The following is a 25077-nucleotide window of genomic DNA, read 5'->3' on the forward strand; positions in this document are numbered from 1 at the left end:
GCGGAGGACGATCGGTCGTCCGGCCTGGTCCTGTGGCAGGTCGCTCAGCGCCCGAACTCGAAGTTCGCGCCGGGGATGGCGGCGAGCAGGTCCCGCGTGTACTCCTGCTGCGGGTTGGCGAAGACCTCGTCGGTCGTCGCCTTCTCGACGATCTGGCCCTTGCGCATCACGCACACGTTGTCCGCGACCAGGCGGACGACCGCCAGGTCGTGGGTGATGAACAGGTAGGTCAGGCCGAGCTCCGACTGCAGCTCGGTGAGCAGGTCGAGGATCTGGCCCTGCACGAGCACGTCGAGGGCGGAGACCGCCTCGTCGAGCACGATGACCTCGGGCTTGAGCGCCAGCGCACGAGCGACGGCGATGCGCTGCCGCTGCCCACCGGACAGCTCGTTCGGGTAGCGGTTCACCATCGACGACGGCAGCGCCACCTGGTCCAGGAGCTCGCGGACACGGTCCCGACGCGACGCCTTGTCGCCCACACCGTGGGTGACGAGCGGCTCGGCGATCGTGTTCCCGACGTTGTACATCGGGTCGAGGGATCCGTAGGGGTCCTGGAACACGGGCTGCACACGACGGCGGAAGTCGAAGAGCTCCTTGCCCTTCAGCGCGCCGATGTCGGTGCCGTCGAACTGCACGGTGCCGCTGGTGATCGACTCGAGCTGCAGCACGAGCTTGGCGACCGTGGACTTGCCCGACCCGGACTCGCCCACGAGCGCCATCGTGGTGCCCTTCGGGATCGAGAACGAGACGTCGTCGACCGCCTTGAGCTCGCGCGTGGCCAGGTTCTTGCCGCGCAGCTTGTAGACCTTCTGCAGGTCCTTGACGACGATCAGGTCCTCGGCCGGCTGGCTCTCGCGCTGCTGGGCGCGGGCGATCAGCTCGGCGTCGTCGCTGCCGGCGTCAGCGATGTCGATGCTGGCGTGCTGGACCTTCGACTGGATGCGGCGGCTTGCGAGCGACGGCGCCGCGGCGACCAGACGCTGCGTGTACGGGTGCTGCGGGTTGCCGAGGATCTCCTTCGACGGACCCGCCTCGACGACCTGCCCCTTGTACATGACCACGAGCTTCTCGGCGCGCTCGGCCGCCAGACCCAGGTCGTGCGTGATGAACAGCACGCTCGTGCCGTAGTCGCGGGTCAGGGTCTCGAGGTGGTCGAGGATGACGCGCTGCACGGTGACGTCGAGGGCGCTGGTCGGCTCGTCGGCGATGAGCAGCTTCGGGTGGCTCGACAGCCCGATGCCGATGAGCACGCGCTGCCGCATGCCACCGGAGAACTCGTGCGGGTACTGCTTCAGGCGGTTCGCGGCGTCGCCGAGCCCCGCTTCCTTGAGCACCTCGATCGCACGCTCGCGGACGGCCTTCTTGCCGGTCGCCATGTTGTTCGCGCGGATCGCCTCTTCGACCTGGAACCCGATGGTCCACAGGGGGTTGAGGTTCGACATCGGGTCCTGCGGCACGTAGCCGATCTCGCTGCCGCGGATCTCGGACATCTCCTTGTCGGAGAGCCCGACGAGCTCGCGCCCGTTGAACTTGATCGACCCGGCCGTCACCTTGCCGGCGCCGGGGAGCAGCTTGATGATCGCCTGCGCGCTGGTGGACTTGCCCGAGCCGGACTCGCCCACGATCGCCAGACGTTCACCCTGCTCGAGCGTGAAGTCGACGCCACGGACGGCCTGCACGAAGCCGTTCTGGGTCTGGAAGCCGATCTCGAGTCCGGAGACCTCGAGCAGGGGTGCGCCGGCGCCGCCCGCGCGACGGGCCGTCGGTTCGGTCAGGGTCTCGCTCATCGGCGGGCCCTCGCCTTCGGGTCGAGTGCGTCGCGGACCACGTCACCGAGGAGGAGGAACGCGAGCACGGTGATGGACAGGGCGAGCGACGGCCAGAAGATGGTCGACGGGTTCGTGCGGAGCGAGGACTGCGCCGCGTTGATGTCGTAGCCCCAGCTGAGGGACGACGGCGGCAGACCGATGCCCAGGAACGACAGGGTCGACTCGGCGACGATGAACGTGCCGAGCGAGACGGTCGCGACGACGATCACCGGAGCGATCGAGTTCGGGATCACGTGGCGCACCAGCGTGCGGAACCGGCTGACGCCGAGCGCCGCCGAGGCCGTCACGTAGTCGGCGTTCTTCGCCGAGAGCACCGCGCCGCGCATGATGCGGGCGATCTGCGGCCAGGCGAAGGCCGCCAGCACGAGTGCCACCGTCCAGGGGCTGCGCTGCGGGATGCTCGACATGATCACGATCGCGCCGAGCACCGTCGGGATCGAGAAGAAGATGTCGCCGATGCGGGACACGATCGAGTCGAGCGCCCCGCCGTAGAAGCCCGCCAGCGAGCCGATGACCACGCCGACGACGACCACCAGGATCGTCGCGACGAGGCCCACGAGCAGCGAGTTCTGCGTGCCGTAGATGACACGGGAGTAGACGTCACAGCCCTGGCGTGTGTAGCCCAGGATGTGGCCGGCTCGGCCCCCTTCGCCGGAGTTGGCGAGGTTGCAGGCGCGCGGATCGGCGTGCGCGAACACACCGGGCATCAGCGCGACGGCGATGATCAGGACGATCAGGACGCTCGACACCCAGAAGATCGGCCGGACGCGCATGGAGTCCCACGCGTCCGTCCACAGGGAACGGGTCTTCTCGTCCTCGTTGACGGTGTCGATCGCCTGCAGCGGCGTCTCCTCGATCGGCGCGACGTAGTGCGTGGCCGACCGCGATTCGGTGTTACTTGGCATAACGGATCCTCGGGTCCAGGACGGCGTACAGCAGGTCGACCAGGAGGTTGGCGAGCATGAAGATGATGACCATCACGGCCACGAAGGACACGACGGTGGGTCCCTGCCCGAGCTTGATGGCCTGGTAGACGGTTCCACCCACACCGTGGATGTTGAAGATGCCCTCGGTGACGATCGCGCCGACCATCAGGTTGCCGATGTCGATGCCGAGGTACGTCACCACGGGGATGAGCGAGTTGCGGAAGATGTGCACCCCGATCACGCGACGGCGCGGCAGGCCCTTCGCGGTCGCGGTGCGCACGAAGTCGGCGCTCATGTTCTCGGCGACGCTGGCACGGGTCAGACGCACGATGTACGCGAACGACCCCGTGGCGAGCACGATCGCGGGGAGCACGAGCTCGGACCACGGTGCTTCGCCGGAGACCGTCGCGCGGAACAGCGCCAGCTTGATGCCGAGTCCGTACTGCAGGATGAAGCCGGTCACGAACACCGGGATCGAGATGAGCAGCAGGCTGACGACCAGCGCGGTGGCGTCGAACAGCTTGCCCTTGCGCAGACCCGCGATGACACCGACGACGATTCCGGCGACCGACTCGAACACCAGGGCGAGGATCGCCAGGCGCGCGGTGATCGGGAACGCCTGCGCGAGCTGCTCGGTCACCGGGATGCCCGAGTAGGTCTGGCCGAGGTTGCCCTGGAACAGGCCGCCGACCCAGAGCAGGTACTGGACGATGAACGGCTTGTCGAGGTTGTACTGCGCACGGATCTGTTCGATCACCTGGGGTGACGGCTGGTGGTCACCGAAGAGCGCGGCGATGGGGTCACCCGGTAGGGAGAACACCATGTAGTAGATCAGGAACGTGGCACCGAAGAACACGGGGATCAGCTGCAGGAGGCGCTTCCCGAGGTACCAGAGCATCAGATCTCCGCCTGGTTCGGAGCGAGCATGTGGATCACAGTCATTTCGTCAGGGTGGGCCTGCCGTGCGGTGGCACGGTTGCCCGGCGCGGGTGGCGGCTCCCGCTGTCGGTTGTGGGGGTGGTGGTTCCGCCGCGGTACGGGGGCCCGGGAACCGATGGCTCCCGAACCCCCGTCCGGTGGTGCTGCTGAGGCAGGATACCTGCACTCAGTGGGTTACTTCTTGACCTCGACGTCGTAGTACAGCGGCACCGAGTCCCAGCCGAACTTGACGTTCGACACGTTGTCGGCGGACCAGACACCGGTCACGTTCGAGTACCAGAGCGGGATCTCCGGCAGGTCCTTGAGCAGGAGCTCCTGGGCCTGGTCGAAGTACTTGTTGCCCGCCTCGACGCTGTCGGCCGACTGACCCTGCTTGAGCAGGTCGTTGTACTCGGTCGAGTCGTAGCGCGAGTAGTTGTTCGACGAGCCCTCGCCCATGGTCGGGCCGAGGAAGTTGTACAGCGACGGGTAGTCGGCCTGCCAACCGGTGCGGCTGCCGCCCGTGAGCTTGTCACTGGTCTGGACGTCCAGCGCTTCCTGGAACGTCGGGTACGCCTTGCCCTCGGCCTTGATGCCCAGCGTGTTCGAGATGCTGTTCGAGACCGCGGTCACCCACGCCTCGTGTCCGCCGTCGGCGTTGTACGAGATGGTGAGGGTGTCGTTGTACGGCGAGATCTTGTCGGCCTCGGCCCACAGCTTCTTCGCCTCGGACTTGTTGTAGTCCAGGACGTCGGAGCCCTTGAGGTCCTTCGACCAGCCGTCGATGACCGGCGAGGTGAAGTCGCTGGCCGGCGTGCGGGTGCCGTCGAAGATCTTCGAGGTGATCTGCTTGCGGTTGATCGACATCGAGACCGCCTCGCGACGGAGCTTGCCCTCTTCACCCTTCCAGTGGTCGAGGTAGTAGGGCAGGTAGATCCCCTGGAAGATCGCGGCGGGCTGGTTCACGTTCGAGTCGGGGAAGTCCGACTTGTAGTTCGCGAACGCGCTGTCCGGCACGGCGTCGAGGATGTCGAGGTTGCCACCCTGCGCGTCCGAGTACGCGGTGTCCTGCGAGGTGTAGAACGTGATCGTCAGACCACCGTTCTTCGGCTTGCGCTTGCCCTCGTAGTCCTTGTTGGTGACGAGCTTGATGTCCGTGTTGTGCGTCCAGGCGTCCTTGCTGGCGAGCTTGTACGGACCGTTGCCGATCGGGTCTTCACCGAAGGCCTTGGGGTCGTCGTAGAACGACGACGGCAGCGGGACGAAGGCCGAGTAGCCGAGCGAGAGCGGGAAGTCCGACTGCGCCGCCTTGAGCGTCACGGTGAACTCGGTGTCGCTCTTGACCTTGAGGCCGGTGAGCTCGGAGTCCTTGTCGGCGTCGTAGCCCTCGATGTTCGCGAAGTAGTAGCTCGCGCCCTGGGCGTTCGACTTCTGTGCCGCCCAGTTCCACGCCTTCGTGAAGGACTCGGCGGTGATCTTCTCACCGTTGGTGAAGGTCCAGCCCGAGTTCAGCGTGATGTCGAAGACCTTGGAGTCATCGGTGGTGATGCTCTTCGCGACCTCGTTGACCGGCTTGCCCTTGGCGTCGTACGAGCGAAGACCCTCGAAGATCGAGTTGATGATCTTGCCGCCACCGGTCTCGGTGGTGTTCGACGGGATGAGCGGGTTCTGGGGCTCGCTGCCGTTGGTGGTGACGATGCCGGAGGCGTTCGTCGAACCGGAGCTCGAGTCCTTCCCGCTGCTGCTTCCGTTGCTGGAGCAGCCGGCCAGGGCGATTGCTGTGGCCCCGAGCACGGCGAGGGCTGCGAGCCCAGCGCGCTTCTTGATCAAGTGTTCCTCCTGGTGCATGGGACGTGCCGGGCACAGAGGTGTCGCCCGGCACGTTTGACCCTTGCACTGTAGGCAGCGCGACCAGTGCCAGCCAAACCCTGACGTGATCGGTTACACACTGGTAACCAACTTGCACGATCCTTGCGGGACAGTGCAAGATGCCCGCGTTCCCGGGCGCAACAAGCGGGTTTGTTGCATCCGCATCATCTTCGTTGCAGTTCCGAACAGATGCTCGCAGTGTGCCACCCGTCCAGGGGTGCTGTCACGCACCAGGATGCCCGCAGCGTTCTGCGGTTCGCCCTGATCGCCCCATGAGGTGGCTGGGTGGTGGCTCGATGCAAGAATCCACCTCATGTCCACGTGGGACCGCTCCACCCGGCCACGGCGATGGTGTAGGGGTTCAGGACGCACCGGACGCACCGGACGCGCCGGACGCGCCGGACTCGCCGGACGCGCCGCGGACGCACCGGACACGACGACGGCCCGGAGCCGAGGGCTCCGGGCCGTGTCGTACCGCGCGCGCTGTGGTGCGCGTGCTCCGTCCTAGGCGAAGGCCTCGACCGGCGGGCAGGCGCACACCAGGTTGCGGTCGCCGTACGCCTGGTCGATGCGGCGGACCGGCGGCCAGTACTTGCGCTCGGCGATGCCCGGCAGCGGGTACACCGCCTGTTCGCGCGTGTAGGCGTGCGTCCACTCCCCCGTGATGGCGGAGGCAGCGGTGTGCGGCGCACCCACCAGGGGGTTGTCGTCCGCCGGCCACTCCCCACGTTCGACCGCAGCGGCCTCGGCGCGGATGGCGAGCATGGCGTCGACGAACCGGTCGATCTCGGCCAGGTCTTCGCTCTCGGTCGGTTCGACCATGAGCGTGCCGGCCACCGGGAACGACATCGTGGGCGCGTGGAACCCGTAGTCGACCAGCCGCTTCGCGACGTCGTCCACCGTGATGCCGGTGGTGTCGCGGAGCGGCCGCAGGTCGAGGATGCACTCGTGCGCGACGAGCCCGGACTCGCCCGTGTACAGGACGGGGAACGCGTCGCGGAGTCGTGCCGCGATGTAGTTCGCCCCGAGCACCGCTGCCTCGGTCGCCCGGGTCAGGCCCTCGAGCCCCATCATGCGGACGTAGGTCCACGTGATCGGCAGGATGCTCGGGCTGCCGTAGGGCGCTGCGCTGACCGGGCCACCGGCGTGCGCCAGCCGACCCTCGACGTCGACGTCGGACGACGTCGACCCCGGCCGGCGGTCGGCCTGCTGCGCCATCGGGTGCGCGGGCAGGAACGCGGCCAGGTGCGCCTTCGCAGCGACCGGCCCCACGCCCGGTCCGCCGCCACCGTGCGGGATGCAGAACGTCTTGTGCAGGTTCAGGTGCGACACGTCGCCCCCGAAGTCGCCGAAGCGCGCGTGGCCGAGCAGCGCGTTGAGGTTCGCTCCGTCGACGTAGACCTGGCCGCCGGCGTCGTGCACGGCGTCGCAGATCGCGCGGATGTCGTGCTCGTACACGCCGTGCGTCGACGGGTACGTGATCATCAGCGCCGCGAGGGTGTCGGCGTGCTCGGTCGTCTTCGCGCTGAGGTCGGCGAGGTCGACGTTGCCGTTCTCGTCACACGCCACCACGACGACGCGCATCCCCGCCAGCACGGCCGACGCGGCGTTGGTGCCGTGGGCGCTCGACGGGATCAGGCACACGGTGCGCTGGTCGTCGCCACGGGACCGGTGGTAGCCGCGGATCGCCAGCAGTCCGGCGAGCTCGCCCTGGCTGCCCGCGTTCGGCTGCAGCGACACGGTGTCGTAGCCGGTGACCTCGGCCAGCCAGGTCTCGAGGTCGCCGATCATGCCGAGGTAGCCGGTGACGTCGTCAGCCGGGGCGAACGGGTGCACGTTCGCGAACTCCGGCCACGTGACCGCCGCCATCTCGGTCGCCGCGTTGAGCTTCATCGTGCAGCTGCCGAGCGGGATCATGCCGCGGTCGAGCGCGTAGTCCTTGTCCGACAGGTGCTTCAGGTACCGCATCATCCGGGTCTCACTGCGGTGCGCGCTGAAGACCGGATGCGTCAGGTACTCGCTCTGCCGCAGCAGCGCGGACGGGAGGCTCGGGGCCGCGTCCGCCACGGCGGTCTCGACCGCACGCTGGTCGGGTCCACTGCCCCCGCCGAACACGCCGGCCAGCACGCGGAGGTCGTCGGGCGTGGTCGTCTCGTCGACGGACAGCTGGAACGTGTCCGTGTCGACCAGGTGCAGCAGGTAGCCGGCAGCGCGGGCGTCGTCGACGATGCGACCTGCCCGCCCCTCGGCCCGCACGGTCAGCGTGTCGAACCACTGCTCGTGCACGACGGTGAGCCCAGCGCTCGTGACGGCCTCGGCGAGCGCCGTGGTGGTCCGCGCGACGCGGGAGGCGATGAAGCGCAGTCCCTCGGGCCCGTGGTAGACCGCGTACATCGAGGCCATGACGGCCAGCAGGACCTGCGCGGTGCAGATGTTGCTGGTCGCCTTCTCGCGCCGGATGTGCTGCTCGCGCGTCTGCAGGCTGAGGCGGTAGGCCATCCCGCCGTCGGCGTCGAAGGACACCCCGACCAGGCGGCCGGGCAGCTGGCGCTCGAGCCCCGCGCGGACGGCGAGGTAGCCGGCGTGCGGGCCACCGAAGCCGAGCGGGACGCCGAAGCGCTGGGACGTGCCCACGGCGACGTCGGCTCCGAGGTCGCCGGGCGAGGCGAGCAGCGTCATCGCGAGCAGGTCGGCCGCCACGACGGCGATGCCACCCCCGGCGTGCACGCGCTCGATCACGGACGACGGGTCGACGATGCGCCCGGACGAGCCCGGGTACTGCACGATCACGCCGAAGGCGCCGTCGAGCTGGTCGTCGCTCGGGCCGGACGCGACGTCGAACGCACGCAGGGTGATCCCCACGGCGTCGGCACGGTGGTCGAGCAGCGCGCGGGTCTGCGGCAGCAGGTCGGCGTCGACCAGGAACGCGTCGCCCTTGACCTTGGACGCGCGACGGGCGAGCAGCATGCCCTCGACCACGGCGGTGCCCTCGTCGAGCATGGACGCACCCGCGGTGGCCATGCCGGTCAGGTCGGCGACCATCGTCTGGAAGTTGATGAGCGCTTCGAGGCGCCCCTGCGAGATCTCGGGCTGGTACGGCGTGTATGCCGTGTACCAGCTGGGGTTCTCGAGCACGTTGCGCTGGATCACGGCGGGCGTGTGCGTGCCGTGGTAGCCCAGGCCGATCATCGCCCGGCGCACGGTGTTCTGCGACGCCATCGCGCGCAGTTCGGCGAGCGCCTCGGTCTCGCCGACCGCGGCGGGGATCGACGAGGACGCGACCGGCTCGGCGTGGATCGACGCCGGGATCGCCGCACGGACGAGTTCGTCGAGCGACGACCGCCCGACGGTCTCGAGCATGGTGCGCTGGTCGGCCGGGGTGGTGCCGATGTGCCGGTCGGCGAACGTGGTCTGCAGGTTCACGTCGGTGTCCGTGTGGGTGCTCCGCAGGTCGGTCATGCGACGAAGGCCCGGTAGGCGTCGTGGTCCATCAGGTCGCCGGGGAAGTCGGTGCCCTCGACCTTGATCTTGACGAGCCAGCCGGCGCCGAACGGGTCCTGGTTGACGGTGTCGGGCGCGTCGACGACGGCGTCGTTGATCTCGACGACTTCGCCCTCGATCGGCGCGAAGAGCTCGCCGACGCTCTTGGTGGACTCGATCTCGCCGAGCTGGTCGCCCGCGGTCGCGGTGGTGCCGACGGCGGGGAGCTCGACGTAGACGACGTCACCGAGCTGCTCGGCGGCGTGGTCGGTGATGCCGACCGTGACGACGTCGCCGTCGACGAGCAGCCACTCGTGGTCCTTGGTGTACTGCAGTGCGGTCTGGTCGGTCATGACCTCAGCCTTTCGATGCGCGGCGGTAGAAGGGGAACGCGGAGACGGTTGCGGGGATGGCCGTACCGCGGACGTCGATGTGCAGGAGTTGTCCCTCGGTGGCGGCGGACGGCGCGACGAACGCCATCGCGACCGGGTGGCCCAGGGTCGGGGACAGGGCGCCCGAGGTGACGGTGCCGACGACGGTGCCGTCGTGCAGGACCGGGTAGCCGGCTCGGGCGGCGCGACGGCCCTCCATCACCAGGCCGACGAGCACGGGTGCGTCGTCGGCCGGCACGACACCGGCGTCGCCGACGAACGAGCCGGACGTCGCGACGACTCGACCGAGACCGGCCTGGGCCGGACGGGTCGACGTGGTGAGTTCGTGGCCGTAGAGCGGCATGCCGGCTTCGAGACGCAGGGTGTCGCGCGCCGCGAGACCGGCGGGCACGACACCGCGCGTTGCGCCGGCCTCGAGCAGGGCGTCCCAGATCGCCGGGGCCACGTCGGGAGCGCTGTAGATCTCGAAGCCGTCCTCGCCGGTGTAGCCGGTGCGGGCGATGAGCACCTCGGACCCGTCGAACACGGCGTGCAGGACGCGGTAGTACCGGAGTTCGTCGAGCGGGGTCTCGGGCTGCAGGCGGTCCTCGACGACGAGCTCGTCGAGCGTGCCCGCGGCGGCCGGCCCCTGGATGGCGACCAGCGCCGTCGTGTCCGAGTCGTCCGTCACCGTGACGTCGAAGTCCGCGGCACGGGCCTGCAGTGCGTCGACGGCGACCTGCCGGTTGGCGGCGTTCGCGACCACCAGGTACGAGTCGTCGTCGATCCGGTACACCACCAGGTCGTCGAGGATGCCGCCGTCCTCGCCGAGCAGCAGCGAGTACTTGGCGCGGCCGACCGTCATCGCGGCGAAGGACCCGGCGAGCGCGTGGTCGAGGAACGCCACGGCCTGGGGACCGGTGACACCGATCTCGGCCATGTGCGACAGGTCGAACACCCCGGCCGCCTGGCGCACCGCGTGGTGCTCGGCGAGGTCCGAGGAGTACCGCACGGGCATGCGGTAGCCGGCGAAGTCGGTGAACGCGGCACCGGCGGATTCGTGTGCCGCTTCGAGCGGTGACGAGCGGAGCGCGGACTGGTCAGGGGACATGCGGAGTTCTCCCGTGGTGGGCTGCCCGACGACGCCGGGCGGTGTCCGACGAGGGTCGTCGGACACGAACTCCCCCTCTGTCATGGGCCTGAGAGTTTCACCGCGGCCCGTGAGGTCCGGCGGCTTTCACCGTGGGCGAGACTCCGGAGCGCCCGGCGGGGCACCGTGTCTGCTTTTCAGAGTGGCCTGTCCGCTGCGGTGTTGGACCTGAGAGATTGACGGGGAGGTTGCTCCTTCGGTGCCGGACGCACCGACGAGCGGTGGCGGACGGCGTCTCCCGCGGCGGGTGATCGGCCTGGTGTGCAGTTGTGGTGGCAGTCTACCGAGGTCGCGTTTCCGGCATGTGACGGATCTGGATCGACGCGGCGAGCGGCTGCGGGCCTTCGACATCTCGTAGAGTGGCCGTCGTGGCAGGACAACGGCAGCGCCCGCGCGGGCAGCTCGAGCAGGCGGTGCTCGACGCGCTCTGGTCGGCCGACGGCGGGCTGACGGCGCGTCAGGTGCTCGACGCGTTCCCCGAACCCCGTCCGGCGCTGACCACGGTGCTCACGGTGCTCGACCGCCTCGGCCGCAAGGGCACCGTCGAACGTCAGCAGCACGCCGAGGCGCCGCTGACCTTCCGTGCCACGCACTCGCGCGAGGAACAGACCGCGTCGCTCATGTCGAGCGCCCTCGCCGCTGCCTCGGACCGCGAGGCCGCGCTCCTGCAGTTCACCGGTTCGCTGGCGTCCGACGACCTGCAGGCACTGCGCCGCGCCCTCGACGCCCGCGCCCGCTCCTGACGGTCCGACGGCGGGAGCAGGCAGCGTGGTCGTCACCGGCATCGTCCTGGTCGTCCTGGCCCTGGTCGTCGTCGTGGTCGCCCCGCGCGTCCTGACCCGCTCGGCGTGGACGATCGACCGGCCCCGCACGGCACTGGTCGCCTGGTCGCTCGCCGTGCTGCTGGGCGCGGTCGGCTTCGTCGTCGGGATCGCCCTCGTCGTGCTCGCCGACCGCCCGCTGACCGACCCGTTCGCGATCGGCGACTCCCCCACGCACGGCCTGAACGTCGGCGTCGCGGTGCTCGCCGTCATCGCCTTCGTCATCGCCGTCCGGGTCCGGCCGGGCTCCGAGCACCGCGCGGTCCGCGAGGCCATGCGCTCCGGCGCCGCCCCGCACCGCGAGATCGACGGCACGATCGTCGCCGTCGTCGAGGCCGACCACGCGCTGGCCTGCGCCGTCCCGGGGCGGAGTGGCGGGGTGCTCGTCAGCTCCGGTCTGGCCGACCGGTTGCGCACCGACGAACTGGAGGCCGTGGTCGCCCACGAACGCGCCCATCTGCAGCAGCACCACGCGGCCGTCGTCGCGGTCGCCGAGTCGATCGAACGTGCGGTCCCGTGGATCCCCGGGGCGCGCGCCATGGCGCGCTCGACGCGCGTGCTGGTCGAGTTCGCGGCCGACGACGCGGCAGCGCGCCGCATCGGACGCGACGCGGTGCGGCGGGCCGTCCTGGTGGCGGACGCGACCAGCGCGCTCGCGGTGATCCGGGCCTCCCGACTGTCGGACCGGGACTGAAGGACGCCTGTCGGGGCCGAGGCATAGGCTTGCAGGCACCGTGAAGCCACTGACCGAAGCAGACATCCGTTCGTCGTTCGTCAACGCCACCCCGGACGAACTGGCCCAGCTCCCCATCCCCGGACTGCACGAGATGCTCTGGGACGACCGCGAGTTCCTGGGCTGGCGCGACCCGCAGGCCGCCCGCCGTGGCTACATCGTGTCGTGGATGGACGACCGGGCCGTGGGCATCGTCGTCCGCTCGGCCGGCGGGTCCCTGCGTCCGGGCATCGCCGCGATGTGCTCGTTCTGCCACTCCCCCCAGCCCGCGACCCAGGTGCGGCTGTTCTCGGCGGCCCGCGGTGGCGAGGCCGGACGGAACGGCAACACCATCGGCACGTACATCTGCGAAGACCTGGGCTGCCCGCTGCTCATCCGCACCGCGCCGCCGCACCTGAACCCGCCGGCGACGATCGCCATGCGCGGCGAGGCCCTGCTGTCACGCGTGCAGAACTTCACGGCCGACATCATGGGGTCGGTGTGACGGGCCAGCCGGCGTCGTCGCGGTTCGCGACCGCGCGGTGGGTCGTGGTCGAGGACCTGGGCGAGGGGCGCTGGCGTCTGGCCGTCACCGACGAAGCCGACGACGAACTCGGGTCGTTCGGTCTGGGAGTCGAGGGACCCTGGGACCCGGACGTCGAGCCGCACGTGGCGTTCGTGTTGACGCAGGTCGGGCTCGCGCTGCAAGGGTCGCGGCCGTGGCGACAGGACGAGCTCGGCGCGTACCGGGCGCCGGTGCTGCCGGTCGCCTGAGCCGTTCGGTGGGCGCCTGCGATGTCGAGGGTCAGTCGACCGCGGCGATGAACGCCTGCAGGACCTGCCGGTCGTCGTCCGCCCGGGTCGCCCAGCACAGCTCGCTGGCGTGCGTGCCCGTCAGCGGCAGCAGCACGACCGTGTCCGGGGCAGCCAGGGTCGCACTCGCCGGAGCCACCGTGACCCCGAGCCCCACTCCGACCAGGTGCAGCACCGTGGCCCAGGTCGTCGCCTCCTGCACGACGATCGGACGCCGGCCCGCCGACAGCACCGGGGCCAGGTTGCGTTCCGTGGCGAGCGAGCCGGCCTCGGCGGGGAAGAACACGAACGGGTCGTCGACCAGCTCGCTGCCCGCGATCGACGCCCGGTCGGCGAACCGGTGCCCGCGCGGGACCGCCGCGACGAACCGCTCGGTGCGGAACGGGGTGAGCCGCACACCCTCGGTCGGGTCCGGGTCGCGCACGACGGCCAGGTCGAGTTCGCCGCGGACGACCCGGGCGAGCAGCCGCGAGGTGTAGCCCTCGGTCAGCTCGACCCGGACGCCGGGGTGGCGCTCGCGGAACCGCTGCACGCGCTCGATCGGGCCGAGCGGCAGCGCCGACACGACGAACCCGACGTCGAGCCGTCCGACCTCGCCGCGGCCGACCCGCACGGCTTCGTCCAGGTCGCGTTCCGCCTGGGACAGCAGCGACCGGGCGCGCCCCTGCAGCACCCGCCCGGCGGGCGTCAGCGCGACACTGCGCGAGGTCCGGACGAACAGGTCGACACCGAGTGCCCGCTCGGTGCGGCGGATCTGTTGCGACAGTGCCGGCTGGGCCATGTGCAGCTGCTCGGCCGCTCGCCCGAAGTGCAGCGCGTCGGCGACGGCCAGGAACGCGCGCAGGTGCCGCAGGTCGACGTCGCGAGGATCCATGCATGCAGCGTATCGATCCACGCGAACGAGTATTGGACGCGACTTCGTCACGGCCGCAGGATGGACGCATGCCCGACACCGCGTCCGTCACCATCGCCGACCTTGCCTCGCCCGCCGACGCCGAGGCCTTCCGCACGCTCAACGAGGCGTGGATCACCCGCTTCTTCACGCTCGAGGACGAGGACGTCGCGATCCTCGGCGACCCCGTCGGGCGGATCATCGAGCCCGGCGGTGCGGTGTTCGTCGCCCGGCTCGGAGACGCCGTCGTCGGCTGCGTCGGCATCGCCCCCGAGGGCGACGGAGTGTTCGAGCTCGTGAAGATGGCCGTTGCGGCGGACCACCAGGGACACGGCACCGGATGCCGGCTCATCCAGGCAGCCCTCGATCGCGCCCGCGAGCTCGGCGCGCGGCGCGTCACGCTCGAGACGAACGCCACCCTGGCCAGCGCCGTGCACCTGTACGAGACGTCCGGCTTCCGGCACCTGGCGCCCGAGGAACGGCACGCCAGTCCGTACGTGCGCGCCGACGTGGCGATGGTGCTGGACCTCTGACCCGGGCGTTCCCGCTACGATCGCGGCATGGCGACGCACGAGGTCCAGGCCGTCCGCGAACAGGGCATGTGGCAGGTGTTCATCGACGGGTTCCTGGTGACCGAGGTCCCACGGTGGTCCTCCGTCGGGTTCGTCGCCCGCGAGTGGGTCGCGATGACCGAGGAACTGCCCTCGAGCGAGGTCCACGTGCACGTCCGCGTCGTCGGCAGGAACCACTACCTCGACGCCTGACGCGTCAGGCGGTGTGCCAGACCACCGCTTCCTGCGCGCCCGACGGGTACGCGGCAGCGATCCGCAGCACCGCCTCGCGCAGGGTGTCCGGCGAGCACGCCAGGTTGATCCGTGCGAAGCCACGCCCCTCGGCGCCGAACGGCACGCCCGAGTTCAGGGCGACGAACGCGTGCTCGCGCAGCGGCACGGCCGGGTCGTCCCCCAGCCCGAGCCCACGGAAGTCCAGCCACGCCAGGTAGCCGGCACGCGGCCGTGAGTAGACCACCCCGGGCAGGTGCTCGGCCAGCAGCTTCGCGAGCAGCCGGTCGTTCGCCACGATCCGGTCGATGACGTCGTCGAGCCACCCCACCGCCAGCGAGAAGGCGGCCAGGTTGGCGTGCAACCCGAGGATGCTCGTCCGGCAGGCCACCTCGTCCCACAGGGTGTCGAGCATCGCGGCGGTGCGGTCGTCCCCCGCGACGATGACCGAGCACTTCACCCCGGCCAGGTTCCAGCCCTTGCTGGCCGACGTCACGCACACACTGCGCGCCCCGGCCTGCTCGGCGATCGACGCGAACGGGGTGAACTGCACGCCCGGGTGGGTCAGCGGGGCGTGGATCTCGTCCGAGACCACCAGCACGTCGTACCGGGCCGCGAGCTCCGCCAGCGCGAGCAGGTCGGCGCGGTCGTGCACCAGGCCGATCGGGTTGTGCGGGTTGCAGAGCAGGAACACGCGCACACCGTCGGCGAAGGCACGCTCGAGGGCTGCCAGGTCGAGTCGGTACACCCCCCACTGCTCGGCGAGCGGCACGGCCTCGACCTGACATCGCGCCTCGTCGATCAGCTCGAAGAACGGCGGGTACACCGGCGGGGTGATCGCGACGCGGCCGCCCTCCGGAAGCGCGAGCCGCAGGGTCTCGACGATCCCCACGCTGACGTCGGTCGCCAGGTGCACCCGCGCGGGGTCGAGCTCCCAGCCCCAGCGGTCCGCAGCGAACTGCGCGAAGGCCGGCGCGAGGGGTCCCGGGCCGTCCAGGTACCCCAGGTCGGACTGCTGGACCCGCTCGACGAGTGCCTGGCGGATCTCCGGCGCGACCTCGTGGTCCATCTCGGCGACGAACAGGGGCAGCACGTCCGGCGCGTAGCGCGTCCACTTGATGCTGGTGCGGACCCCGCGCAGCGTGCCGACCGGGTCCTGCTCGTCGTGCGCCATGCGTCCCAGGATGCACCGGACTGCAGGCCCGGTGCGAGTCCGCACGTCATCGCGCGTCGTCTCCGGGCCGTGCACACCGCGAAAGCGACAGATGCCTGCCGACTTCTCGGCGCGATCTGTCGCTTTCGCGAAGGCAGGGGCGGATCGGCTGGGGCGGGCGCCCGGGCCCCCGGCCTAGTGTCGGTGCCATGAGCACCAGCACCGCCGACAAGGCCTCGTCCCTCGCCGCCCTGCACCAAGCCCCCGAGATCCTGCGCGTCGTGAACGTCTGGGACGCGATCAGCGCCAAGACCGTCGCAGCCCTGCCCGAGACCCGCGCGATCGCCACCGCCGGACACTCCATCGCCGCCTCGTACGGGTACGAGGACGGCGGCATGCCCCTCGACCTGGCACTGCAGGGCGCGCGCATCGTCGCCGAGTCCGTCGACCTGCCCGTCACCGCAGACCTGGACGACGGCTACGAGGACCCAGCCGAGACGGTCCGCCGCGCGATCGGGTTCGGCATCGTCGGCGCGAACGTCGAGGACCGCCTTCGTCCGTTCGACGAAGCCGTCGCCCGCGTGGCCGCGATCACGCAGGCCGCCGAACACGAGGGCGTCGCGTTCCAGCTCAACGCCCGCACCGACGCCATCGCACGGGGTGGCGACCGCCCCCTCGACGAGAGCATCGCGGATGCCATCGCCCGCGGCAAGGCGTTCCTCGACGCGGATGCCCCGATCGTGTTCGTCCCCGGCGCCGTCCAGCGTGACGTGGTCGAGCGGCTCGTCGAGGGCCTCGGCCGCGGCAAGCTCAGCGTGATCGGCCTGCCCGGAGCCCTGCCCGCCGCCGAGTACCAGGAACTCGGTGTCGCCCGGATCTCGTACGGACCGCTCACGCAGCGCGTCGCGCTCCGCGCGCTGCGTGACCTGGCGACCGACCTGTACGGCGGGGGCGTCGTGCCGGAGGACACCCCGGCCCTGAACTGACCGAGACGGACTGGAGGCCCGTGGCGACGCCGCCAACCCTCCCTCGCAGGCTCGGTCGGCGCGGCCCGCGCAACGCTTCGCGTCGCCGCAGAGCGGTCCGCGCCAGTCTGTTCCGGGGTCGAGACTGGACGCCGCCGCGTTCGTCGTGTACTGTCCTTCATTGGTGCATTGCAGCGAACCCATCTGACTCGCGCACACCGAACCGTCCCGAACCGACTCACCCGAGTCGCATTCCCACGGGACCGCCGCTCCGCCGTACGTCCACTCGTTGGGCCAGGCCGAGCAGCACGTCGATCTCCGACGTGCACACCGCCCGCACCAGCGACCGATGCGACTGAGACGTCCACCGGACCGCACCGCGGGCAGGACAGCAGACCAGGAAGAACAGCACCATGACCAGCAACGAACGCATCACCATCTCCGGGGCCGCCACGTCGGCTCCCGTCATCACCCCCGACCGCATCGCGGAGTTCCCCGTCCGCGACGACCGCACCCAGCGCGAGTTCCTCGTGCGGGTGCCCGTCGACACGCTCGACGTCTTCGTCACCTCCGGCACCCGTGTCGCGGTGGACGGCGAAGCCGGCTGGACCGTCCCCGGGCGGCCCTGGCTCGGCGAGTCGAGCCGCACCCTGCTGCAGGCGGTCACGATCAGCCGCTCGGAGCTCGCCCTCGCAGCCTGAGCACCAGACACCTCGCACCATCCGGAACGCCGTCCCTCGGGGCGGCGTTCCGTCGTCTGTCCGGTGCCCGGTGGGCGGCTCAGGGGCCGTCGGCACCCTCGAACGGCGTGCGGCCGTCGGCGTTGAGCGGACCGTCCGGGCCAGCCGTCGCGGCAGCGTCCCGCAGGCGACGGATGAAGTCGCGGTCCTCGATGTCGAGCTCGTCGTCGGGCGCTGCGGTCAGCACGAGTTCACTCGCCGGGCCCACCAGCACCGTCGTGGTCTCGATCGACCCGTCCGCGCCGACCGTGGGGACGTGGACCGTGTCCGTCCGCCCGTTCGCCCCGAGAACCGCCGCGTAGTCGGCGAGCGCCTCGGCGATGCGGTCACCCGTCATGATGACGCTGCCGTCGTAGTTGATGTACTTCACGTTCCACCTCCACGTGCACCATAGGGAGCGCAGGGTGTGTGGGGGTTCAGCAGGCGCGTTCGGTGGCTGATGTGTCAGTGATCTCGGCCCAGACGGCATCCAGCGACAGCCCGAGGACGTCGGCGAGGGCCGCGATCGTGGGGAACGCGGGCGTTGCCACACGGCCGGTCTCGATCTTGCGCAGGGTCTCGGGCGACACACCCGCGTCGAGCGCCACCCGCAGCATCGAGCGGTCGCCGCGAGCCCGTCGCAGGAGATCGCCGAGTCGCTGGCCGCGGGCGATGTCGGCGGGCGTGAGCGGGAGGCGGACCATGCGGCCAATACTAATACCGGTACAGTTGTGGGCATGATCGAGATCTTCACGCCGTCGGAACTCCCTCGTGCTCGCGCGGTCGGAGCGCTGGTCGGGCACATCCTGCACGCGTTGCAGCAGCGCGTCCGTGTCGGGACGAACCTGCTCGAGATCGACGCATGGACGAAGGCGATGATCCTCGACGCCGGGGCCGAGTCCTGCTACGTCGACTACGCTCCGTCGTTCGGCCGCGGCCCCTTCGCCCACTACGTCTGCACCTCGGTCAACGACGCGGTGCTGCACGGACTCCCCCGCGACCAGGTCCTGCGCGACGGTGACCTGCTGACGCTCGACCTGGCGGTGTCGCTCGACGGTGTCGTCGCGGACTCCGCGGTCAGCTTCGTCGTCGGTACCACGGCGGACCCGGATGACCTGGCGATGATCGAGACGACCGAGCGGGCGTTGGCCGCCGGCATCGACGCCGCGGTCCCCGGCGCGAAGATCGGGGACCTGTCGCACGCGATCGGCAGCGTCCTGCGGTCAGCTGGCTACAGCGTCAACCTGGACTTCGGCGGCCATGGCGTCGGGTCGACCATGCACGGCGACCCGCACATCGCGAACGACGGTCGCGCCGGCCGCGGCTACACCCTGCGACCGGGCCTGCTGCTCGCGCTCGAGCCGTGGGTGATGGCGGACACCGACCAGCTCGTCACCGACGACGACGGGTGGACGCTCCGGAGCGCCACGGGTGCACGAACCGCGCACAGCGAGCACACGATCGCGATCACCGAGGACGGCGCCGAGGTGCTGACGCTCCGGGGGTGATGCTGCGGGACTAGTACTGGCCCTTGACGACGAAGTACGAGCCGCGGATCTCCCCCGCCAGCTTCGACCGCTGCCGGGCGAACTTGAACGACGACAGCTCGTCTGGCACGTCCATCCCCATCGAGAGCTTGAAGCCGACCGCGCGCTTGCCGCCGTCCTCGATCGCGTACATCACGTTGATCGCCAGGCCGGACTCGTAGAACACGTACGCCATGCGCAGGCCGTCCACCTCGAAGGCGGACACCTCGAGCGCGGGCGATGCGATCACGATGTCCCGCTCGTCCTTCAGCACCTTCTCGATGTGGGCCAGGACCTCGGGCGCTTCGTCCACCGTGTTCGTGACGAACACGTGGTCGTACTTGTTCTTGTAGTACCGGGCCTCGTTCGCGCGAAGGCCGGCGAGGGCGTCGACGACCGGCGAGGTCTCGAGGCCCGTGGTGGAGACATCGACGAAGTCGACCGTGTACGTCATGGACGAACCGTACCGCTGCACGTCACGACCTGGTCACGGTTCGCATCTCTGGAGCGGCATCCCGCACGACCTGCTGGAGTCGCGCCCTGCGGATACTGTGACGATTGCTCGCTCTGTACGCTCACAGGGTTCCTCACAGCCCGCACCAAGGAGACACACCATGAGCGACTTCACGTCAGCCCCCGCCCCCGCACCCGTCCAAGCCCCGCAGGAGAGGCGATCGAACGGCCTCGGCCTGGCGTCCCTGATCGTCGGCATCGTCGCGATCGTCGGGTCGGCCATTCCGATTGTGAACTTCGTGTCGATCTTCCTCGGCGTGATCGCGCTGGTGCTCGGCATCATCGGCCTCGTGCTGAAGGGCCGACGCCGCGGGCTCGCGATCGCCGGCACGATCCTCGGCGGGCTCGCGCTGATCATCGGCATCGTGACGGCGAGCTTCTACGCGACCGCCGCCGACAGCATCTCGAAGGCGATCGAGAGCTCGTCCCCGTTGTCCTCCGAGGCCGCTGCTGCCCCATCGGACGAGGCCTCCGCTGATGCTTCCGACACGACGTCGGACGATGCCACTCCGCGCACGGTCCGCTACGAGGTGACCAGCGACGACGCGAGCCTGACCAACGTGACCTACCTGACGTTCAACGACGGTGCCAGCTCGATGCAGCAGGACAACGCCACCGCAGCCCCGTGGAGCAAGGACATCGCCATCAAGGACGACGGGCTGTTCCAGACGAGCATGTTCTCGTTGGTCGCGCAGGCCGGCGCGAACGCCACGACGATCACCTGCAAGATCACCGCTGACGGCAAGACGATCCAGGAGGCGACGTCGACCGGTCCCTACGCCGTCGCGACCTGCTCGGGTACCGCCAAGTAGCACGCGGTATCGACAGGCCCTCGTCCGCGGTGAGGGCGAGGGTGCTTCCGTTTCCCCGGATGGCCGATGTGGTCCGCCGGCTTCGGGTTCCGTGCACCGGATCGGTCACGTCGCCGGAGGAAGGTGTCCGAGCAACTGCCACGCCACGTGGACGGCGGGCGTCACGGACACAGGTGCGTCTGGCGAGAGCAGGACGACGCGGGCCACGTCCTCGACGTTCCGCACCGGAAGGACCACGTCGTCGACCTCGACGACGGCGATGCGGGCGTGGTGACGGAAGTCGATCTCAGTGCGGTCGCTGGCTCGGTCGACCTGGAACACCGCACCGTGCCAGGACCGGATGCCCACGAGCGCAACGCCGCACTCCTCGTCGAGCTCGCGCCGGAGCGTCTGCTCCGCGGTCTCGCCGGGCTCCGGGCTCCCGCCGGGCAGATCGAGCCATCCGGTGTACGGACCACGCGCTTTCTCGACCGTGACGAGGCGGCCGTCCTGCAGCCAAGCGCCGTAGACGCCGGAGTGGACCTGCGGGAGGGCGCCGATCGGCCTGTCTACCCCACCCGCGTGCATGGCTGCCCCCGGTCGCTCAGTTGTTGAAGCGGAACTCCACCACGTCGCCGTCCTGCATGACGTAGTCCTTGCCCTCGATGCGGGCCTTGCCTGCCGACCGGGCCTCGGCGATCGAACCGGTCTCGATCAGGTCGTCGAACGAGATGACCTCAGCCTTGATGAAGCCCTTCTCGAAGTCGGTGTGGATCACGCCGGCCGCCTGGGGCGCCTTCCAGCCCTTGCCGATCGTCCACGCCCGCGACTCCTTGGGCCCGGCGGTCAGGTACGTCTGCAGCCCGAGGGTGTCGAAGCCGATGCGTGCCAGCTGATCGAGCCCGGACTCGGTCTGGCCGGTGGACTCGAGCAGCTCGGCGGCGTCGGCCGGGTCCAGGTCGATGAGCTCGGACTCGACCTGCGCGTCCAGGAACACGGCCTGCGCCGGGGCGACCAGGGCCGACAGTTCGTCCTTGCGGGCCGGGTCGGTCAGGATCGCCTCGTCGACGTTGAAGACGAAGATGAACGGCTTGGCCGTCAGCAGCCCGAGTTCCTTGATGGGGTCGAGGTCGATCGTGGTGGCGGACAGCAGCGTCCCCTGCTCGAGCGCGGCGCGAGCTTCCTTCGCCGTCTCGAGGACGATCGGCTCGGCCTGCTTGAGCTTGAGCATCTTCTCGTAGCGCGGGAGCGCCTTGTCGATGGTCTCCATGTCGGCCAGGATCAGCTCGGTGTTGATGACCTCGAGGTCGTCCTTCGGCGAGACCTTGTTGGCGACGTGGACGACGTCGTCGTCGGCGAACCCGCGGACGACCTGCGCGATGGCGTCGGCCTCGCGGATGTTCGCCAGGAACTTGTTGCCGAGCCCCTCGCCCTCGCTCGCACCCTTGACGATGCCGGCGATGTCGACGAACGACACCGGCGCGGGCACGGTCTTCTCCGAGTGGAACAGTTCGGCGAGCGTGTCGAGCCGCGAGTCCGGCAGGTTCACCACGCCGACGTTCGGCTCGATGGTGGCGAACGGGTAGTTCGCCGCCAGGACCTGGTTCTTGGTGAGGGCGTTGAACAGGGTCGACTTGCCGACGTTCGGGAGACCGACGATTCCGATGGTGAGAGCCACGGGAGAAGAGCCTACCGGCGGCGGCCCGCCGGAGCCGACCCGGGCCTCCAGTCCGGCGCCATCCGCGCTTCGACCGACGCAGTCGCCCGTGTCGTGCCAGCCTGGTTCTGGGGACGAACAGACGGAGGACGAGCATGTGGTTCGAACGCGACGGGCTGGGGGTCCACTCGGTGGGACTCGACGCACGCGAGCAACGGCGGTACTTCGCGCCGGAGACGGTGGCGGCACTGGAGTCGATGCCGCCCCGCGAGCTCGAGGCGCTGCACGACGCGCTGGCGGAGCTCGAGGCCGACGTGCTGGTGGAGTACGACCCCGACGATGCCGCGATCGACCACGCAGCCGAGGACCGCTGGCGTGCGGCGACCCCGCCGGCCGAGATGGCGTTCCCCGCGGTGACGGACGACTTCGCGCGGGCGTTCACGGAGCACGTGCAGCAGCTCGACCCGCGCTGGCGCCTGGATGCGGCCGCGGTGGCCTTCGAGCTGGTCGGCACGATCCTGGACCCGTGGTGGGCTGCGGAGCGGGCACGTCGGACCGCGACCTGGCGGACGACAGCCCGGCGGCGACGCGGCGTGCGGCGGACGCGGCGGCGCTGACGGGCTGCGTCCCACGCTGACGCAACGCCGTGGTCGGTTCGAGGGATGTCGGAACCCCGTGCGACCATCGGACCGTGTCACTGGACTTCACCGCGATCGACTTCGAGACCGCCAACAGCTCGCCGGCAAGCGCCTGCTCCGTCGGCCTGGTCAAGGTCCGGTCGGGCAAGGTCGTCGAGCGGGCGTCGTGGTTCATCCGACCGCCGTTCGGGCACGACGCGTTCCTGGAGTGGAACACCCGCATCCACGGCATCGTGGCCGAGGACGTGGTCCGCGCCAAGACGTGGGAGCAGCAGTACCCGGACATCGTCGCCTTCGCCGCCGGTGACGTCCTGGTCGCACACAACGCCCGCTTCGACATGGGCGTGATCGCGGGCGGCTGCTCGGCGACGGGCATCGAGCTCGGCGAACACCACTCCCTGTGCTCGCTGCAGGTGGCGCGCAAGACCTACACGCTCGACTCGTACCGGCTGCCGGTCGCCGCGATGGCCGCCGGGTTCGAGGACTTCCAGCACCACGACGCCGCCGCCGACGCCGAGGCCTGCGCCGCGATCGTCGTGCACGCAGCGGGCCGGCACGATGCCGACACGGTCGAGGCGCTCGGTGCGGCCACCCGCGTCTCGATCGACCCGGTGCGCGTCCGCGCCGACAAGCCCCGGCCGGCAAACCAGCCCCGGCTGTCCAACCGTCCGATGATCTTCGCGGACTGACGCTGCCGTCGGACTGACCCTGCCGTCCGGCTCGGTCCGGCAGTACCCTCAGCGCATGGCCGAGACCAGCACGATCGCCCGCGAGACCGTCATCGCCGCACGCCCGGCGGACATCGCGCCGTACCTGGCGGACTTCCACCGCTGGGTCGAGTGGTCGCCGTGGGAGGGCCAGGACCCCGCGCTGCAGCGCACCTACAGCGGCACCCCCGGCGCGGTCGGGTCGTCGTACGCGTGGAAGGGCAACCGGAAGGCCGGCGCCGGCACGATGGAGCTCACGCGGACCACACCGACCGAGGTCGACGTCGACCTGCAGTTCACGGCGCCGTTCCGTTCGACCAGCCTGGCCGCGTTCCGGCTGCACGAGGTCGACGGCGGCACCCGGGTGGTGTGGTCGATGACGACGCCACAGAACCTGATGTCGCGCGTCATGGGGGTCTTCATCAGCATGGACAAGCTGCTCGGGGGCGACTTCGACAAGGGCCTCGCGAAGCTCAAGGCGGCCGTCGAGCACTGACGGGGTGGGGTCCCCGGCTGCGCGGATCCCCGGTGGTATTGTCACGACAATGTGCGTGGCGCCGTCGCCGTGCACGTTCGTCCGCACGCACTCCGTCCGCACGAAGCACTCCGTCTGCGACACGCACTTCCCGAAGGACCGCGATGCCCAACGAAGGCCAGCTGCCGTCCGACCTGTTCATGGACCTGGACCGGTCGGGTCCGATGCCCCTGTACCACCAGGTGGCCTCACGCATCGAGGAGTCGATCCGCTCCGGTGCGATGCCCCCGGGGGCTCGGCTCGAGAACGAGATCGCGCTCGGTGAGCGCCTGGGGCTGTCCCGCCCGACGATCCGCCGCGCGATCCAGGACCTGGTGGACAAGGGGCTGCTGGTCCGGCGCCGCGGCATCGGCACGCAGGTCGTGCACGGCCCGGTGACGCGCAAGGTCGAGCTCACGAGCCTGTACGACGACCTGGCCCAGGGCGCCCAGAAGCCGGCGACGACCCTGCTGGCACGCGACGACGTCCCCGCCCCCGAGGCCGTCGCCGTCGCACTCGGTGTCGAGCCCGGCACGACCGTCGCGCACATCCGCCGCGTGCGGTTCGCCGAGGACGTGCCGATGGCGATCCTCGAGAACTACCTGCCGCCGGAGTTCCTCGAGATCACCGGCGAGGACCTGCAGTCGCACGGGCTGTACCAGCTGCTGCGCGGCCGCGGCGTCACGATGCGTGTCGCCAAGCAGCGGATCGGTGCCCGCGCGGTGACGAACGAGGAGGCAGGCCTGCTCGAGATCGAGGACGGCGACCCCGTCCTGACCATGAGCCGGACGGCGTACGACGCATCCGGCCGGGCGGTCGAGTACGGCGTGCACTGCTACCGGCCCGACCGCTACTCGTTCGAGGTCACGCTCGTCGACAAGTGAGCCGGCTGCGGCGCGCTGGGGCCGACGTCACGCCGAGGCGGGGACCCCGAGCTCGCCGGTGACGTACTGCGCGCGGCCGAAGCCGAACGACCAGTCCTGGGGACCGTTCTCGACGTAGCCGATGAACACGTCCTCGGACGCGACCCCGACCGCGGCCAGACGGTCGTGGATCGCCCGGTACAGCTCCTGCTTGGCGTCGTCGCTCCGCCCGCGCTGCGTGAAGACCTGGATCATGACGACGCCCTCGGTGCGCTCGAAGCCGAGTCCGGCGTCCTCGGCGATGATCTGCTGTGCCGGGTGCTCGGTGATGACCTGGAAGCGGTCGCGCGGCGGGATGCCGTAGACGTCGACGATGGCCGTGTGGATCCCGTCGGCGATGGCAAGCACGGCCTCGGGGGTGCGGCCGGTGGCCAGGTCGATACGGACGAGCGGCATGGTGCCTCCTGC

29 protein-coding genes and 1 riboswitch are annotated in these 25077 nt (G+C 70.1%); of the genes, 14 read left to right on the forward strand and 15 right to left on the reverse strand.

Annotated features, from left to right (window positions below):
* Positions 1 to 44 precede the first annotated feature (44 nt).
* The 7 genes from MT346_RS03380 to gcvT form a co-directional block, all read right to left on the reverse strand.
* Positions 45 to 1787: an ABC transporter ATP-binding protein gene (locus tag MT346_RS03380; RefSeq protein WP_243561339.1), complete on the reverse strand. Its 1743-nt coding sequence runs from the start codon at positions 1785 to 1787 to the stop codon at positions 45 to 47.
* Positions 1784 to 2734 (reverse strand): ABC transporter permease, encoded by a 951-nt coding sequence (locus MT346_RS03385; RefSeq protein ID WP_243561340.1) that lies wholly within the window; start codon positions 2732 to 2734, stop codon positions 1784 to 1786. The genes MT346_RS03380 and MT346_RS03385 overlap by 4 nt, the downstream gene beginning before the upstream one ends.
* Entirely contained in the window at positions 2724 to 3653 is a 930-nt protein-coding gene (locus tag MT346_RS03390; RefSeq protein ID WP_243561341.1) for an ABC transporter permease, read from the reverse strand. The genes MT346_RS03385 and MT346_RS03390 overlap by 11 nt, the downstream gene beginning before the upstream one ends.
* 215 nt (positions 3654 to 3868) lie before the next feature.
* Positions 3869 to 5503, reverse strand: coding sequence for an ABC transporter substrate-binding protein (locus tag MT346_RS03395; protein WP_243561342.1), 1635 nt, complete (start codon positions 5501 to 5503; stop codon positions 3869 to 3871).
* Positions 5504 to 6046: 543 nt separating this feature from the next.
* Positions 6047 to 9001 (reverse strand): aminomethyl-transferring glycine dehydrogenase, encoded by a 2955-nt coding sequence (gcvP, locus tag MT346_RS03400; RefSeq protein WP_243561343.1) that lies wholly within the window; start codon positions 8999 to 9001, stop codon positions 6047 to 6049.
* Positions 8998 to 9375, reverse strand: coding sequence for a glycine cleavage system protein GcvH (gcvH, locus tag MT346_RS03405; RefSeq protein WP_243561344.1), 378 nt, complete (start codon positions 9373 to 9375; stop codon positions 8998 to 9000). The genes gcvP and gcvH overlap by 4 nt, the downstream gene beginning before the upstream one ends.
* 4 nt (positions 9376 to 9379) lie before the next feature.
* Complete coding sequence (gcvT, locus tag MT346_RS03410) at positions 9380 to 10504, reverse strand: glycine cleavage system aminomethyltransferase GcvT (protein WP_243561449.1); 1125 nt, start codon at positions 10502 to 10504, stop codon at positions 9380 to 9382.
* Between the two features lie 186 nt (positions 10505 to 10690).
* Positions 10691 to 10794, reverse strand: a riboswitch (glycine riboswitch).
* Between the two features lie 117 nt (positions 10795 to 10911).
* Between gcvT and MT346_RS03415 the strand changes: the two genes are divergently transcribed.
* Genes MT346_RS03415 through MT346_RS03430 form a run of 4 tightly spaced genes read left to right on the forward strand, consistent with a single transcriptional unit; the run spans position 10912 to position 12850 of the window.
* On the forward strand, positions 10912 to 11286 hold the full coding sequence (locus tag MT346_RS03415; protein WP_243561345.1) for a BlaI/MecI/CopY family transcriptional regulator: 375 nt from the start codon (positions 10912 to 10914) through the stop codon (positions 11284 to 11286).
* Between the two features lie 25 nt (positions 11287 to 11311).
* Positions 11312 to 12058, forward strand: coding sequence for a M56 family metallopeptidase (locus MT346_RS03420; RefSeq protein WP_243561346.1), 747 nt, complete (start codon positions 11312 to 11314; stop codon positions 12056 to 12058).
* Positions 12059 to 12098: 40 nt separating this feature from the next.
* Positions 12099 to 12581, forward strand: coding sequence for an FBP domain-containing protein (locus MT346_RS03425; RefSeq protein ID WP_243561347.1), 483 nt, complete (start codon positions 12099 to 12101; stop codon positions 12579 to 12581).
* Positions 12578 to 12850: a hypothetical protein gene (locus MT346_RS03430; RefSeq protein WP_243561348.1), complete on the forward strand. Its 273-nt coding sequence runs from the start codon at positions 12578 to 12580 to the stop codon at positions 12848 to 12850. The genes MT346_RS03425 and MT346_RS03430 overlap by 4 nt, the downstream gene beginning before the upstream one ends.
* A gap of 31 nt (positions 12851 to 12881) precedes the next feature.
* Here the strand turns inward: MT346_RS03430 and MT346_RS03435 are convergent, their stop codons facing one another.
* Positions 12882 to 13763, reverse strand: a complete 882-nt coding sequence (locus tag MT346_RS03435) for a LysR substrate-binding domain-containing protein (protein WP_243561349.1) — start codon at positions 13761 to 13763, stop codon at positions 12882 to 12884.
* A gap of 68 nt (positions 13764 to 13831) precedes the next feature.
* Between MT346_RS03435 and MT346_RS03440 the strand changes: the two genes are divergently transcribed.
* On the forward strand, positions 13832 to 14314 hold the full coding sequence (locus MT346_RS03440) for a GNAT family N-acetyltransferase (protein WP_243561350.1): 483 nt from the start codon (positions 13832 to 13834) through the stop codon (positions 14312 to 14314).
* A gap of 27 nt (positions 14315 to 14341) precedes the next feature.
* On the forward strand, positions 14342 to 14545 hold the full coding sequence (locus MT346_RS03445; protein ID WP_243561351.1) for a hypothetical protein: 204 nt from the start codon (positions 14342 to 14344) through the stop codon (positions 14543 to 14545).
* A 4-nt stretch (positions 14546 to 14549) separates the two neighbouring features.
* Here the strand turns inward: MT346_RS03445 and MT346_RS03450 are convergent, their stop codons facing one another.
* Complete coding sequence (locus MT346_RS03450; protein WP_243561352.1) at positions 14550 to 15737, reverse strand: MalY/PatB family protein; 1188 nt, start codon at positions 15735 to 15737, stop codon at positions 14550 to 14552.
* Between the two features lie 188 nt (positions 15738 to 15925).
* Here MT346_RS03450 and MT346_RS03455 point away from each other — a divergent pair, with 188 nt between their 5' ends.
* Positions 15926 to 16702, forward strand: a complete 777-nt coding sequence (locus tag MT346_RS03455) for an isocitrate lyase/phosphoenolpyruvate mutase family protein (RefSeq protein ID WP_243561353.1) — start codon at positions 15926 to 15928, stop codon at positions 16700 to 16702.
* 392 nt (positions 16703 to 17094) lie between these two features.
* Positions 17095 to 17382: a hypothetical protein gene (locus MT346_RS03460; protein ID WP_243561354.1), complete on the forward strand. Its 288-nt coding sequence runs from the start codon at positions 17095 to 17097 to the stop codon at positions 17380 to 17382.
* 79 nt (positions 17383 to 17461) lie between these two features.
* On the opposite strand, the gene MT346_RS03465 is transcribed toward MT346_RS03460, so the two are convergent.
* Both MT346_RS03465 and MT346_RS03470 read right to left on the reverse strand, forming a co-directional pair.
* A complete protein-coding gene (locus MT346_RS03465) occupies positions 17462 to 17791 on the reverse strand; it encodes a hypothetical protein (RefSeq protein WP_243561355.1) in 330 nt (109 codons plus the stop codon).
* Positions 17792 to 17837: 46 nt separating this feature from the next.
* Positions 17838 to 18104: a helix-turn-helix domain-containing protein gene (locus MT346_RS03470; RefSeq protein ID WP_243561356.1), complete on the reverse strand. Its 267-nt coding sequence runs from the start codon at positions 18102 to 18104 to the stop codon at positions 17838 to 17840.
* 33 nt (positions 18105 to 18137) lie between these two features.
* Between MT346_RS03470 and map the strand changes: the two genes are divergently transcribed.
* Entirely contained in the window at positions 18138 to 18908 is a 771-nt protein-coding gene (map, locus tag MT346_RS03475; RefSeq protein WP_243561357.1) for a type I methionyl aminopeptidase, read from the forward strand.
* Positions 18909 to 18918: 10 nt separating this feature from the next.
* Here the strand turns inward: map and MT346_RS03480 are convergent, their stop codons facing one another.
* Positions 18919 to 19380, reverse strand: a complete 462-nt coding sequence (locus MT346_RS03480) for a phage tail protein (RefSeq protein ID WP_243561358.1) — start codon at positions 19378 to 19380, stop codon at positions 18919 to 18921.
* A gap of 160 nt (positions 19381 to 19540) precedes the next feature.
* On the opposite strand from MT346_RS03480, the gene MT346_RS03485 reads away from it, so the two are divergent.
* Positions 19541 to 20251, forward strand: a complete 711-nt coding sequence (locus MT346_RS03485; protein ID WP_243561359.1) for an MmpS family transport accessory protein — start codon at positions 19541 to 19543, stop codon at positions 20249 to 20251.
* A 105-nt stretch (positions 20252 to 20356) separates the two neighbouring features.
* Here the strand turns inward: MT346_RS03485 and MT346_RS03490 are convergent, their stop codons facing one another.
* Together MT346_RS03490 and ychF are read right to left on the reverse strand one after the other, a co-directional pair.
* Entirely contained in the window at positions 20357 to 20818 is a 462-nt protein-coding gene (locus MT346_RS03490; protein ID WP_243561360.1) for an NUDIX domain-containing protein, read from the reverse strand.
* 16 nt (positions 20819 to 20834) lie between these two features.
* Complete coding sequence (gene ychF, locus MT346_RS03495) at positions 20835 to 21908, reverse strand: redox-regulated ATPase YchF (protein ID WP_243561361.1); 1074 nt, start codon at positions 21906 to 21908, stop codon at positions 20835 to 20837.
* Between the two features lie 134 nt (positions 21909 to 22042).
* Between ychF and MT346_RS03500 the strand changes: the two genes are divergently transcribed.
* From MT346_RS03500 to MT346_RS03515, 4 genes are all read left to right on the forward strand, one after another.
* Positions 22043 to 22504, forward strand: coding sequence for a hypothetical protein (locus tag MT346_RS03500; RefSeq protein WP_243561362.1), 462 nt, complete (start codon positions 22043 to 22045; stop codon positions 22502 to 22504).
* Between the two features lie 74 nt (positions 22505 to 22578).
* Complete coding sequence (locus tag MT346_RS03505) at positions 22579 to 23214, forward strand: exonuclease domain-containing protein (RefSeq protein ID WP_243561363.1); 636 nt, start codon at positions 22579 to 22581, stop codon at positions 23212 to 23214.
* A gap of 55 nt (positions 23215 to 23269) precedes the next feature.
* A complete protein-coding gene (locus MT346_RS03510) occupies positions 23270 to 23728 on the forward strand; it encodes an SRPBCC family protein (RefSeq protein ID WP_243561364.1) in 459 nt (152 codons plus the stop codon).
* A gap of 143 nt (positions 23729 to 23871) precedes the next feature.
* A complete protein-coding gene (locus tag MT346_RS03515) occupies positions 23872 to 24630 on the forward strand; it encodes a GntR family transcriptional regulator (RefSeq protein WP_243561365.1) in 759 nt (252 codons plus the stop codon).
* A gap of 27 nt (positions 24631 to 24657) precedes the next feature.
* Here the strand turns inward: MT346_RS03515 and MT346_RS03520 are convergent, their stop codons facing one another.
* Complete coding sequence (locus MT346_RS03520) at positions 24658 to 25065, reverse strand: tautomerase family protein (protein WP_243561366.1); 408 nt, start codon at positions 25063 to 25065, stop codon at positions 24658 to 24660.
* Positions 25066 to 25077 lie beyond the last annotated feature (12 nt).

Origin of the sequence: Curtobacterium sp. VKM Ac-2922 (assembly GCF_022815645.1) — a bacterium.
In the GTDB taxonomy this organism is placed as follows: Bacteria; Actinomycetota; Actinomycetes; order Actinomycetales; family Microbacteriaceae; genus Curtobacterium.